Genomic DNA, 12732 nt, shown 5'->3' on the forward strand with positions numbered 1-12732 from the left:
TCGCGAACGAAAGGCGGGTCCGGTGAGCGTTCGAAGGATCAGGGCGTATGGCGCCCACGTGGGCCTGTTGGCGGCGCTGGGGTTGGTGGCGGCGATGCTGGTGACCGGTGTGCCCCGGCTGGCCAACGGGTACGCCGACCGGGGGTTGCACGCCGACGTGGACCGGCTGCCGCACCTGGTCCGCGACGTGTCCATCGCCGTCGAACAGTTTCCTCTCGATTCCCCGGACGCCACGGTGGGCCGGGCCGACCTCGACCGGCTCGCCGATGCGCTGCCGCAACCGCTGCCCACTCTGGTGCAGCGCCGGTGGTACGCGGCCTGGCTGGACGAGAGCAAACTGACCGCCACCGGTGCCGCCCCACCGATGGACGGCGGCGCGACCAAGCAGGTGGGTGTGCGCGCGCAGACCGGGGTCGAGGAGGCGGCTGTCCTCACCGACGGCCGGTGGCCGCGCACCGAGACGGACCAGCCGGCCGAGTTGGCGGTGTCGACGGCGGTGGCCGAGACGCTGTCGCTGCGCCCCGGTACCCAGCTGCGGTTGACCGGGTCTCGTGGGGTGGCGCAGGCGCAGGTCGTCGGGGTGTTCGAGCCGCGCGATCCCGACGACCCGGTCTGGGACGACCTGACGCTTGCGTTGAGTCCGGTCGTGCCGGTCGCCGACGGCGAGCCCTACCTCGCCGGGGCGGTCACCGACTGGGCCGGGATCGACGCCGTGTCCGCCGCCAGCGGAGCCCTGTCGATGTACGGCTGGCGGTACCGGGTCGACGAACAGCGGCTGGACACCTCCATGCTGGAGGCGGTCACCACGGCGGTGGCGGAGACCCGGCGCACCGAATGGCTGCCCAGGTCGAAGACGCACACGTCGCTGGACTTCGCACTGGCCCGCTTCGCCGAGCAGATGCGCGTGGTGCAGGCGCTGCTGGCCATCGTGCTGGCCGGCCTGGTCGCCAGCCTGCTCGGGCTGATCCTGCTGGCCGCCCGGTTGACGGTGCGACGCCGCCGCGACGAACTCGCGCTGCTGCGGGCCCGGGGAGCGTCGCTGGCCACGATCGGGCTGCGTACCCTCGCCGAGGCGGCGCCGGTGCAACCCGTCGCCGTGCTGCTCGGTTGGCTGGTCGGCACCCGGATGCCGGGCCGCTCGGACGGGGCACCGTGGGCGGTGCTGGCGCTGGCCGTGCTGACCACCGCCGTGGTGCCGCTGCTGGCCATGCATTCGCAGCGGCGGGTCGGGTTGGTCGCCGGACGGGCGGACCTGACGCGGCAACGCCCGTCGGCACGCCGCCTGACCGTGGAGGCCAGTGTGCTGGTGCTCGCCGTGCTGGGTGTGGTGCTGCTGCGCCGTCGTGGCCTCGACGCGGCCGGCGGTGTCGACGCGTACCTCAGTTCGGTGCCGGTGCTGGTGGCGGTCGCCGCCGCGCTGGTCGCGATCCGGCTGCTGCCGTGGCCGCTGCGGCTGGCCGGCCGGTTGACCAGGCGGGCCCGGGGTGCCCTGTTGTTCCTCGGTGTCGCCCGAGCCGGGCGGGGCGCGCCGGTGGCGCTGGGGCCGCTGGCCGTGCTGATCGTCGCCGTCAGCACCGGCGTGTTCGGTGGGGTGATCACGACCACCGTCGCCGCCGCCCGGGACCGGGCCGCGACGTTGACCGTCCCGGCCGACGCCTGGCTGACCGGGTACGCGTTCGCGCCCGACGCGGCCGACGCGCTGACCGCGGTGCCCGGAGTGCGGGCGGTGGCCCGGGTGTGGGTGGAGTCCAACCGGCGGCTGCTGTCCGAGGCCGGGCCGGGGGCCAAGGCGCTCGGCCAGGCCCGGGTGCTGGTGGTGGACGGTCCGGCGTTCGCCGACGTGGTGGCCCGCAGCGGAGTCGACATCGACGTGCCCGCCGCGCTGCGCGCCGCCGCCCGCGGTGACGGGCCGGTGCCCGCGGTGGTCTCCGCGAAGGTGGCGGCGGACCTCGACGGCGCCGCGGTGGCCGACGTCCAGGGCCGGCTGTACGAGTTCCACGTCGCCGGGGTGGCCGACGACTTCCCGGGCGTGGGATTGGGGGTCGACCGGTTCGTGGTGCTGCCCTGGCAGGCGCTGCCCGAGTACGAGTTCACGCCGATCATTCCCAATCGGTACCTGATCGCCGGCGACGACGTCGACCAGGCGCGGCTGCTGGAGGTGGCCGACGAGGCGCAGCGCCGCCGGCAGTCCGCGGTGCTCGGTGTGGAGGTGACGCGGGCGCAGGTGCCGGCGGCGGTGCAGACCTGGCGGGCGTACCGGGAAGGGCTGGAGCGGACCGGGGCCAACGAGGTGCTCACCCTGGCGTTCACCGCCAGCGCGGCCGGGGGCACGGCCCTGGCGGTGCTCGCCGTGGGGTTCGCGGTGCTCGCCGACGCCGCCGGTCGGGGTCGGATGCTGTCCCGGCTGCGTACGCTCGGCCTGTCCGCCGCCCACGGCCGCCGGCTGCTGGTGTACGAGCTGGTGCCGCTGGTGGTGGTCGCGGCCGTGACCGGCGCGGTGGTCGGGGTGGTCCTGCCCCGGATGCTCGGGCCGGCCCTCGGGTTGTCCGCGTTCGCTCCCGGCGTGCCGATCCGCGATCACCTGGACCCGCTGGTCGTGGGCGGGGTGTTGGCGACGGTGGTGCTCGGCCTGATGGCCGGTCTGCTGGCGGAGAACCTGGCGAACCGACGGATGCGCCTGGGAGAGGTGCTGCGTCTGGGAGAGGAGAGCTAGATGACTGTCGTGAAGGACGCACCGGACCTCGCGGCGCTGCAGCAGCGGGCGGCGCAACGGGCCGCGGACCGCGCCGGCGGCGCCGACCGGTTGCGGGGACACATCGTCTGCGACGGCCTGGTGCGGATCTTCGCCACCGAGGGCGTGGAGGTCGTCGCGTTGCAGGGCCTCGACCTGGTCGTGGACCGGGGTGACCTGGTGGCCATCGTGGGTGCGTCCGGGTCCGGCAAGTCCACCGTGTTGAACATCCTGTCCGGGTTGGACACCCCGACCGCGGGGATCGCCCGGGTGGCCGGCTACGACCTGTTGACCATGTCGGCGCGCAAGCGGCTGCGGTACCGGCGGCACACGGTCGGGTTCGTGTGGCAGCAGACCGGGCGCAACCTGCTGCCGTACCTGAGCGCCCGGGAGAACGTGGAGCTGCCGATGCGGCTGGCCGGTCGCGGCGGCCGGGCCGGCCGGCAGCGGGCGACGGAACTGCTGGAGATGGTCGGGGTCGGCTACTGCGCGGACCGCCGGCCGGGGCAGATGAGCGGCGGCGAGCAGCAGCGGGTCGCCGTCGCGGTGGCGGTGGCCAACGACCCGGAGGTGCTCTTCGCCGACGAGCCGACCGGTGAGCTGGACGAGGCGACGGCCGCGGAGGTGTTCGCCGCGCTGCGCACCATCAACGCCGAGTTGGGGGTCACCGTCGTGGTGGTCACCCACGATCCGCAGGTCGCCTCCCAGGTGCGGCGGACCGTCGCGATCCGCGACGGGCGCACCGCCTCGGAGGTGCACCGCACCGCCCGGGTCGGCGCCGACGGCGTCGAGGAGCTGGTCACCGAGGAGTACGCGGTGCTGGACCGGGCCGGACGGATGCAACTGCCCGCGGGTTTCGTCGACGCGCTGGCGCTGCGGGACCGGGTGAAGCTGACCCTGGAGCCGGACCACGTGCAGGTCCGCTCAGGGGACGAGAGGGGGCGCAGTGAGTGAGGACCTGGTCCGGGTCGAGGGGTTGTGCCGCGACTACGGCGGCGGCGACCGGGTGGTCCACGCGGTGCGGGACGTGTCGCTGCGCGCCGGCCGGGGTGAACTGATCGCGGTGCGGGGGCGCTCGGGGGCGGGCAAGACGACCCTGCTGAACCTCATCGGTGGTCTGGACCGGCCCACCTCGGGGCGGGTGTGGGTGGCCGGCCGCGAGGTGACCTCGGCCGGCGAGCGGGACCTGCTGCGGCTGCGTCGGGACAGCATCGGTTTCGTGTTCCAGTCCTTCGGGCTGATTCCGATCCTGTCCGCGGCGGAGAACGTCGGGGTGCCGATGCGGCTGGCGAAGGTGCCCGCCGGGCAGCGCGAGGAGCGGGTGGCGGTGCTGCTGGAGATGGTCGGGTTGGGTGGCCACGCCGGGCAGCGGCCGTACGAGTTGTCCGGCGGGCAGCAGCAGCGGGTGGCGATCGCCCGGGCGCTGGCCAACGATCCGGCGCTGTTGATCGCCGACGAACCCACCGGTCAGCTGGACTCGGAGACCGGGCGGGCGGTGATGGACCTGCTGCGGGCGTTGGTGCACTCTCGGGGGATGACCGCGCTGGTGGCCACGCACGACCCGACGTTGGTGGAGTTGGCCGACCGGGTGCTGGTGTTGCGTGACGGCCGGCTGGTCGCGTCCGCCGAGTCGGTCGGGGTGTGAATCAGTAGGGGTCGCCGCAGATCCGCCAGCCGCCGTCGTCGCGCACCACCGACAGGTCACGCTGTTCGGTGGTGCCGCTTTCGCGGGTCAGCCGTACGGTGACGGTGCCGTAGGGTCGGCCGGCGCGGGTGGCCACCGAGACGTCCAGGATCTCGTAGTCGCGCACCACCGGCGGGGTGCGTACCCAGCTGGTGAAGCCGAGCTGGCTCCACCGGGTGCGGGCGTCGGCGCAGAGCCGCCGGTAGGCGCCGTCGGTGTCGCCCACGGTGACCTCCCGCAGGAATCCTTCGGCGGTGTCCCGGACCGGGCTGGCGGCCTGCGTGACCACCTGCACGTTCCAGGCGCCCAGCCCGGCGACGCCGACACAGCACAGGGCCACCGCGACGCCGGCGAGGGCGAGTCCGGCCTGGACCGGACGGCGTCGCCGGGCCGGCCTGCTCCACGACTGTTCCGCGTCCACATCACCCGACGGTAGAGAATCCGCCGCGGCGGCGGGCGCGAAAACCGGGGCGGGGGTCAGCCGCGGCGGCGGGCGCGGGCGGCCCAGATGGCGTACGCGGGGTCGCGGTCCAGGTTGTGCCGGTCCCGGTCGTAGCGTCGGGTGGTACGCGGGTCGGCGTGACCCATCGCGTCCTGCACGTCCTCCAGCGGGACGCCCTCGGCGCGGGCGGTGGTGGCGAAGGCGTGCCGCAGCGAGTGCGGCGACAGGCGGGCCCAGGCGGGTATCCCGGCGTCGCGGGCGAGCCGGCGGACCAGCCGGAACACCGAGTGCCGGTCCAGGCGGGCGCCGCTGGCGGTGACCAGCAGCGCCCCGGTGAGCTGGGCGACGGGCACGCCCTGGCGGGTGGCCCGCTCGGCCAGGTAGGCGTCCACGGCGTACGCGGTGGAGGGGGTCAGTGCCCGGCGGCGGGGCTTGCCGCCCTTGCCGACGAAGCGCACGCTGCGGTGTCCCCGCTCCGCGCCCAGGTCGGTGAGGTCCAGGGCGACCAGTTCACCGACGCGGAGGCCGAGGTCGGCCAGCAGGGCGATGGCGGCGCGGTTGCGGGCGGCGGTCGGCCCGGTGTCGGCCTCGGTGGCGGCCAGCAGCGCGTCGACCTCGTCGGGGGTCAGTCCCACGGTGGCTGAGTGGTCCCGGTCGATGTGGGGGCGGTCGGCGCCGGCGACCGGGTTGGTGTCCAACGCCCGCAGCTTGACCAGGAAGTCGTACCAGCTGGACAGGGCGGACAGCTTGCGGGCCACGGTGGCCGGGGTCAGTGGTCGGCCGGTACGCGCGGACCGGCCGCTCTCCAGGGCGCGCCCGTATTCGTTGACGTGCAGGAAGTTGGCCCGTAGCGGGTCGAGGTGGCGGTCGGCGCACCAGGCGAGCCAGCCGGCGACGTCGCGGCGGTATGCGTCGCGGGTGTGGTCGCTGAGCCGACGGTTGCGCAGCCAGGCCTCGGTGACGGCGAGGGGCTCGTCGGGCAGGGCGGGTTGGGCCGGCGATTGCGACAGCACCGGCACATCGGACGAACGCACATGAAGAAGCTTCTCAGCTCGCGTGCCGCCACGCGCGCAGGCGCGCCGAAGCGCCATGATCGCCCCCACCCGCCTCCGCGATCTTGCACTTTTGGTCGGCCATTCGGGTTCTTTGTCCCGTAATGGGCCGACAGAAAGTGCAAGATCGCGGGGGTTGGAGGGCGCGAGTTGGCGGTCAGTGGTCGCGCTTCGGCAGCAGGGCGATCAGGGCGGCCGGCACCGCCAGATGCATCGCGCCCAGCGCGAGCTTGGCGCCGGCGGTGGCGTCGACCTGCACCAGGGGTGCGAACGACAGCAGCGTCACCGCCACCACGAGGCTGAACCAGATCGTGGTGGCCCGCCGCCCGGCGAACCGCTCCAGGACGGCCAGGGCCGCCCAGCCCAGCAGGGCCGAGCCGAGGGCGACGACGACGACCGGCACAAGATTGACGACCTCCGCACGCTGCCCCGGGCTGCTGACCGCGTAGTCGGCGCCGCCGAGCGCCCCGACCAGCCAGATCGCGGCGCAGGCCGCGACGGCCGCCAGGACGCTGAGGGGCCGGCGGCGCAGGGATCCGGTGGTGCTGTTGACGGCAGGCGCGGTGGTGCTGCTCATAGCCACTCCTCGATCGGGAACTTCAGCAGAGCGACCGTACCAGATCGTCTTGTGCGGGACTATCTGGTGCGAGACTAAAGTCCCCTCGCCCGGATGCCGCCGCGCTAGCGCCGGTCTGTCTGACCTTTGTCTCGTCCGACCCACGCGGAGGTACGGGGTTCGAAGTGCGCAAATCCCTGGTCAGCCGATAGGCGTATCAACGATGATTGCGGCCATGGCCACGACCCGACGAGTTGCCCCGATCACCGCCGGCGCGATCGATGGCCGGTTGGGTGGCAACGCCGCCTCGATCCGGGCGACGGCCCGTGCCCTGGCGAAGGTCGAGTCCGCTGCGGTCGTGGTGCTCGTCGAGGGCATCAGCGACCAGATGGCACTGGAAACGGCCGCAGCATGCCGCGGCCGGGATCTCCCTGAACATGACCCAGCTCGGCTCACCCCACACGCGCACCGACATGGAACACCTCGGGTTCCACGTCTGCGTCAACGACCTGGAGGAGGAGCTGATTCACGCCCTGGGCACCACACGGGTCGAAGCGCTCCTCGACTCTCAGGGCGACCTCCGCTCGTTCCGCTCGTTCCAGAGCCAGCCCGCCTGGCGTGGCCGGGAGCCCGAAGCGCAGATGTGGCGGTTCCTGCGCAGCAGCTCGCACCGCAACCTGCGCTACGCACGCCTGCTCGTCGAAGCGGCAGTTGACCGGAACACCTTGCCGCGGCCACTCGACGCGCTCCTCACCGCCGTGTGAGCGCCTGGTCAGAAGTCTCGTCGGTAACTGTCGGTGTCGTGTCCGCTCGGTAGAAAGGGCAGCCGAGGGTCGTGGTGTCGGGTTTGGCCCTGTCGAGCTGAGAGCGTGAACGGATCGCGGTGATCGACGGCGGGTGGGCGGGCTGAGGGATGGTGATAGCGCAGACGGGTCAGCTCGACAGCGGCCAGCAGCGACATCATCTGGGCCCGGGGCGCCCGCGCGGAACGCGTATCGCTCAACAGACCGAGCCGGCCGGCCCACACGCTCCGGGGCCGGCGAGCCGCTCGGTGACCAGGCGCTGAATGGCCTGGAGGAACACCTCGCGCTCGGCCTCGGGCAGCGCGGCGAGCACGTCGGCCTCGATGCGGGCGGAGACCTGCCGGGCCTGGTCGAGCACCCGCTTCCCCTTCGGGGTCACCTCGACCAACCTCGCTCGCCGGTCGGCCGGTGCGGGTACGCGTCGGGCCAGGCCGTCGGCCTCCAACTGGTCCAGGGTCACCACCATGGTGGTCTTGTCGACCCCACACGACTCGCCGATCTGGCGCTGGGTCAGACCGCCGTCGTGGGCGCGCAGCAGGACGCCGTACGCCCTGGGCGAGATACCGAGCTCGGCCAGGCCCTCGGCGTGCTCGGCCCGCAGGGCGTGACTGGCCCAGCTGAGCAGGAACATCAGGCCCGACGGGCGGCCCGGCGACGGGAGGTCCATGCACCGAGGCTAACAAGATCTTCCGAGCCGGGATCGTTGCCCGGTCATTGCCCATCGGGTGGATAGCCGACCTGGTGGGCCCGGCCGACAATGTCACCGTGACCACGGCAACCCCACAGAGCCGCAACCGCACCGCGAAGCCGCATCCGACGGGCTCCGTGCCCGGTCCCAGGGCGACCGCGCCGTGGCTCGTCGCCGGGGCGGTCGCCCTGGTCCTGCTGGCGTCAGCGCCGCGTTACGGCTACCACCGCGACGAGCTGTACTTCCTGCTCGCCGGCCGGCACCTCGACTGGGGCTACGTCGACCAGGGGCCCCTGGTGCCGGCCCTGGCCCGGTTGGCCGACACGCTCGCGCCGGGCAGCCTGCTCGCCCTGCGTACGCCGTCGGCGCTGCTGGCCGGCGGCGCGGTGCTGCTGGTCGCCGCGATCGCCCGCCAGTTCGGCGCGGACCGGCGCACGCAGATGTTCGCCGCCCTGCTCGGCGCCACCTCGGGGATCGTCCTGGCCACCGGCCACCTGCTCAGCACCAGCACCGTCGACCTGGTGGTCTGGCTGGCCGCCGCGCTGTGCACCGTACGGCTGCTGCGCACCGGGGACGGCCGGTGGGCCCTCGCCGTCGCGCTGGTGCTCGGGGTCGGAATGTTCAACAAGCTGCTGCCCGCACTGCTCGCCGTGGGCCTGGTGGCCGGGTTGGCGATCGCCGGGCCCCGCCGACTGCTGCGCGACCGCTGGGTCCTCACCGCCACCGGGCTGTTCGCGCTGCTCGCCGCCGCGAGCCTGGCGTGGCAGGCGGCTCACGGGTTCCCCCAACTGGGGGTCGCGGCGACGATCGCCGACGGGGACAGCTCCTACAGCGGCCGGCTGGACGCCTTGTTCCTGCACTTCGTGATCATCGGTCCGTTCGTGGTGCCGCTCTGGGTGGCCGGGCTGGTGGCACTGCTGAAGCGGCCACACTGGCGCGGGTACCGGACGCTCGGCTGGGCCGCCGTGGTGGTCGCCGGCATCGTGCTGCTCGCCGGCGGCAAGGGCTACTACGACGCCCCGCTGCTGCTGGTGCTCACCGCCGCCGGCGCGGTCGTCGCCGCCGGCTGGTCGGCCCGCAGCCGCGTACGCCAGGGGTTGTTGGTGGCCGTGGTCGTCCTCACCGCCGCCAGCAACGCGGTGCTGTTGCTGCCCCTGCTGCCGGCCGACCGGATGCCCGGATTCGTCGTCGCCGTCAACTACGACGCCGGCGAGACCATCGGCTGGCCGGCGTTCGCCGACTCGCTCGCCGCCGTGCACCGCGACCTCCCGGCCGAGGAGCAGGCCCGCGCGGTCATCCTCACCGCGAACTACGGCGAGGCCGGCGCGGTGGCCCGCTACGGCCCACCGCGCGGGCTGCCCACCGCGTACTCCGGGCACAACAGCATGGCCGACTTCGGTCGTCCGCCGGCGGACGCCGACGTGGTGATCGCCGTCGGGTGGCCCCGGCCGGACCGGTTGCAGGCCTGGTTCACCGACGTCACCCTCGCCGGGCGGGTGGACCAGCGGGTGGCGGTGGAGAACGACGAGAACGGCGGGCCGATCTGGCTGTGCCGGGGGCTGCGCCGCCCATGGGCCGACATCTGGGACACCGAGGTGCGTCACACGGGGTGACCGGTCGCCGCGCGGACCGCCACGGCGGCCCGCACCGGCGGGTTAGGGTGCTGCGATGGGTACCCATTGCGCCGCGGTCGAGGCGCTCAAGGCCGACCCGGCCACCGCGTCGCTGCGCCGCTCGCTGGAGGTCTACTACGGCGATCCCGACCGGGACGCGGCGATGGACGCCTTCTACGCCCGTTTCGTACGCCCCGGCGACCTGGTGTTCGACATCGGCTCGCACGTGGGTGACCACATCGGCTGCTTCCGCCGCCTCGGCGCCCGGGTCGTCGCCGTGGAACCGCAACCGCTGTGCCTGCAGGCGCTGCGCGCCATCTACGCCGACGACGAGCAGGTGACCCTCGTCGAGGCGGCCTGCGGGGCGCAGCCGGGGCGGGTCAGCTTCCTGGTGAACTCCGCCAACCCGACCGTCTCCACCGCCTCCACCGACTTCGTGGCGGCGGCGGCCGGCGCCGGCGGCTGGGAAGGACAGGTGTGGGACGGCCGGATCGAGGTCCCGGTCACCACCGTCGACGCGCTCATCGCCGAACACGGCACACCGGCCTTCGTCAAAATCGACGTGGAGGGCTTCGAGGACGCCGTCCTCGCCGGCCTGAGCCGCTCACTGCCGGCGCTGTCGTTCGAGTTCACCACGATCGGGCGTACGGTGGCGTTGCGTTGCCTGGACCGGCTCACCGCGCTCGGCTTCGGTGGCTTCGACGTGGCGCTCGGCGACGACAAGTCGTTGACCCTCGGGCGGTGGGCCAGCGCCGAGGAGATGGCCAACCACCTGCTCACGCTGCCGCACGAGGCCAACTCCGGCGACGTGTACTGCGTACCGACGTCGGCCTGACCGAGCGGCCGTCAGTCGGGCGGGCTGACGGTGACCAGCCGCTCGACCGCCTCGGCGAGGATGCTGCGCGCCTCCGCCACGCCTGCCCCCGACTCGGTGGCGAGCAGTTGCAGGCAGAGACCGTCGATCAGGGCGAGCAGCACGGTGGCATGGCGCAGTCGGTCCGGGTGACGTAGGGCGCCCTCGGCCTCCAGCGTGGCCAGCCAGGTGTCGACCCGGTCCAGCGCCCGGGCGGTCATCCCGGACAGCAACCGCCGGGCCTGTTCGATGCGTTGTGGACCGAGCGCCGAGGCGTAGAGCGCGAGCCAGTTCTCCAACTCGACCCGGCCGTCCGTAGCCGTGGGAAGGAACTGGGCCAGGCATTCGGTCAGCCGGGTCGCGGCCGGCACCGTGCGGTCGCCGATGCGCAGGTCGAGCAGCTCGGCGTCGAGGCTCTGGTCGATCACGGCCTGGTGGAGGGCGCGCTGGGTCGGGAAGTAGTGCCGCAGGGTGCTCGCGCCGATGCCGGCGCGCGCGGCGACGGCGCGTACGGTCAACGCGGCCAGGCCACCCTCTGCGGCGATCTCCGTCGCCGCGCGCACGATCTGCTCCCGCCGATCACCCATCGTCCACCCACTCCTTGCACCGACCTTTGGCAGCACGCCGCACTAGTACAGCGTGCTACGTCGCCTCGAGGTTAGCGCAGCGTACTAGTGGGTGGTGACGGAGTCGGGGCGGGGACGACGGTGAGGCGGACGTTGCGGGCCGTGAAGGCCCGTCGTCGCCCGCTCGCATCCGGGGCATACCCTGACCCGGTGCTGTCCCAGATCACGGGCCTGTCGCGGCACTTCACCGCGGAGACGCTCCGGGCCCACCTGCTGAGCCGCGCGACGCGCGCCGACAACGGATGTCTCATCGTGCGCGGTTACGGCGCCCAGCGCGGCGTGTACCAGAAACTCGCCGGCCGGGCGTGGGCGCACATCGCGGCGTACGTGATCTTCGTCGGCGACTACGACCCCGCTCTCGAGGTCCACCACGACTGCGGTGCGCCGGACTGCATCGAGCCCAGCCACCTGCGCCAGCGCAGCCGCGCCGACAACTGCCGCGACCGCTTCCAGCGTCCGCAGTGCCGCAACGGCCACGACCGGGAGATCGACCCGGCCACTGGCCGCTTCCGGCGGGCCTGCCGGATCTGCAACCGACTCGCCCAGCAGCGCTGGCGCGAGCGCCACGCCGCCGAGGTCGCCGAGGCACGCACGGCGTACGGGCGGACGTCCGCCGGAAATCACCCCTCCCCCTGATACTCGTGCCGGTTCAATCGGCACGGGAGGTGTCCACCCGCACGGTGCTGCGCGACATCGAGGCGCTGTCCGCAGCGGGCGTCCCGGTCCACGCCGAACGCGGTCGGCACGGCGGCTTCGCACTGTTGCCCGGTTTCCGGACAGAGCTCACCGGACTGAACCACGACGAAGCGCTCGCCCTGCTGGTCGCCGGATCGCGGAGCGGCGCGCAGGCGTTCGGCCTTGGCTCGGCGCTCGCCTCGGCCATGCGCAAGGTGGTTGACGCGCTGCCCGAAAGCTATCGGGCCACTGCGGCCGGCGCCGTCCAGCGATTGCTCATCGACCCGGAGACCGACCTCCTCTCGCGCCGGCTGGTCGCCGAGGAAGTGCCCGACGCCGTGGTGGCCGAGGTCCGACGCGCGGTGTTCGCCGGACACAAGCTGCGCATCCACTACGCGGCTGTGGACCAGACCCCGCAGTGGCGCACGGTGGACCCGATCGGCCTGGTCACGGTACGCGACCAGGGCTACTTGCTGGCCACGAGATCTGGCGCGGACCGCACCTACCGGCTGTCCCGGATCCTGGCCGCCGAGGAACTCGCCGAGCCCGCGCAGCGACCAGAGCGGGTCGATCTGGACCGGGCCTGGCAGGACCGCAGCACGCAGTTCCGGGCCGGCGGCGACCAGGTCACCGTGCTGGTACGGATGAACCCGGCGCGGCGGGAGGACCTGGCGGGCACCGCGCTGGCCATCCGCGCCGAGACAACCGACCCGAACGGCTGGCTGCGGCTGGAGGTGACCTTCCAGGATCCGAGGCACGCCGAATGGGCGCTGTGGCAACTCGCCATGAACGCGGAAGCTCTGGAGCCGCAGTGGTTACGTACCTCCCTCCGCAACCGCGCAGCCGCGGTCGTCACCCGCTACCGAGCACCATCCTGAGAGTCCGATCGGGACTTCCCGTCGTGTGACTGCTCCCATGCCGGTCCGGGTCGTGCGGGATCTGGTAGCGCCAGCAGGCACGCATCACCTGATTGCCGGACCCCTTGCACCAGTCTTAATGCTTACGCACC

General features: G+C 73.1%; 13 protein-coding genes. 8 read left to right on the top strand and 5 right to left on the bottom strand.

All coding sequences use genetic code 11. From position 1 onward, the window contains the following. Positions 1-22 precede the first annotated feature (22 nt). From IEY61_RS02505 to IEY61_RS02515, 3 genes are read left to right on the top strand one after another with little or no spacing between them, the layout of a single operon-like run. A complete protein-coding gene (locus tag IEY61_RS02505) occupies positions 23-2713 on the top strand; it encodes an ABC transporter permease (RefSeq protein WP_189040584.1) in 2691 nt (896 codons plus the stop codon). Then, positions 2714-3685 (top strand): ABC transporter ATP-binding protein, encoded by a 972-nt coding sequence (locus IEY61_RS02510; protein WP_189040585.1) that lies wholly within the window; start codon positions 2714-2716, stop codon positions 3683-3685. Next, positions 3678-4376, top strand: a complete 699-nt coding sequence (locus tag IEY61_RS02515) for an ABC transporter ATP-binding protein (RefSeq protein ID WP_189040586.1) — start codon at positions 3678-3680, stop codon at positions 4374-4376. The genes IEY61_RS02510 and IEY61_RS02515 overlap by 8 nt, the downstream gene beginning before the upstream one ends. Before the next feature lies 1 nt (position 4377). Here IEY61_RS02515 and IEY61_RS02520 read toward each other — a convergent pair whose 3' ends face one another. The 3 genes from IEY61_RS02520 to IEY61_RS02530 form a co-directional block, all read right to left on the bottom strand. Next, the gene (locus IEY61_RS02520; protein ID WP_189040587.1) at positions 4378-4836 is read right to left on the bottom strand and encodes an Rv0361 family membrane protein; all 459 of its coding nucleotides are present in this window, start codon (positions 4834-4836) and stop codon (positions 4378-4380) included. Between the two features lie 56 nt (positions 4837-4892). Continuing rightward, a complete protein-coding gene (locus IEY61_RS02525; protein WP_229705628.1) occupies positions 4893-5891 on the bottom strand; it encodes a tyrosine-type recombinase/integrase in 999 nt (332 codons plus the stop codon). A gap of 175 nt (positions 5892-6066) precedes the next feature. After that, positions 6067-6486 carry a DUF6069 family protein gene (locus IEY61_RS02530; RefSeq protein WP_189040589.1) on the bottom strand — a complete coding sequence of 140 codons (420 nt, stop codon included), beginning with the start codon at positions 6484-6486 and terminating at the stop codon, positions 6067-6069. A gap of 416 nt (positions 6487-6902) precedes the next feature. On the opposite strand from IEY61_RS02530, the gene IEY61_RS02535 reads away from it, so the two are divergent. Further along, the gene (locus IEY61_RS02535) at positions 6903-7229 is read left to right on the top strand and encodes a hypothetical protein (RefSeq protein ID WP_189040590.1); all 327 of its coding nucleotides are present in this window, start codon (positions 6903-6905) and stop codon (positions 7227-7229) included. Positions 7230-7464: 235 nt separating this feature from the next. On the opposite strand, the gene IEY61_RS02540 is transcribed toward IEY61_RS02535, so the two are convergent. Continuing rightward, positions 7465-7935 (bottom strand): MarR family winged helix-turn-helix transcriptional regulator, encoded by a 471-nt coding sequence (locus IEY61_RS02540; protein WP_189040591.1) that lies wholly within the window; start codon positions 7933-7935, stop codon positions 7465-7467. A 98-nt stretch (positions 7936-8033) separates the two neighbouring features. On the opposite strand from IEY61_RS02540, the gene IEY61_RS02545 reads away from it, so the two are divergent. Together IEY61_RS02545 and IEY61_RS02550 are read left to right on the top strand one after the other, a co-directional pair. After that, on the top strand, positions 8034-9569 hold the full coding sequence (locus IEY61_RS02545; protein ID WP_189040592.1) for an ArnT family glycosyltransferase: 1536 nt from the start codon (positions 8034-8036) through the stop codon (positions 9567-9569). Between the two features lie 55 nt (positions 9570-9624). Continuing rightward, positions 9625-10404, top strand: coding sequence for an FkbM family methyltransferase (locus IEY61_RS02550; protein WP_189040593.1), 780 nt, complete (start codon positions 9625-9627; stop codon positions 10402-10404). A gap of 11 nt (positions 10405-10415) precedes the next feature. Here the strand turns inward: IEY61_RS02550 and IEY61_RS02555 are convergent, their stop codons facing one another. After that, entirely contained in the window at positions 10416-11009 is a 594-nt protein-coding gene (locus IEY61_RS02555; RefSeq protein WP_189040594.1) for a TetR/AcrR family transcriptional regulator, read from the bottom strand. Between the two features lie 189 nt (positions 11010-11198). On the opposite strand from IEY61_RS02555, the gene IEY61_RS02560 reads away from it, so the two are divergent. Together IEY61_RS02560 and IEY61_RS02565 are read left to right on the top strand one after the other, a co-directional pair. After that, the gene (locus IEY61_RS02560) at positions 11199-11684 is read left to right on the top strand and encodes an HNH endonuclease (RefSeq protein WP_189040595.1); all 486 of its coding nucleotides are present in this window, start codon (positions 11199-11201) and stop codon (positions 11682-11684) included. A 29-nt stretch (positions 11685-11713) separates the two neighbouring features. Further along, the gene (locus IEY61_RS02565; RefSeq protein WP_229705629.1) at positions 11714-12601 is read left to right on the top strand and encodes a helix-turn-helix transcriptional regulator; all 888 of its coding nucleotides are present in this window, start codon (positions 11714-11716) and stop codon (positions 12599-12601) included. Positions 12602-12732 lie beyond the last annotated feature (131 nt).

The organism is Micromonospora sonchi (genome assembly GCF_014646235.1).
Lineage (GTDB): Bacteria > Actinomycetota > Actinomycetes > Mycobacteriales > Micromonosporaceae > Micromonospora > Micromonospora sonchi.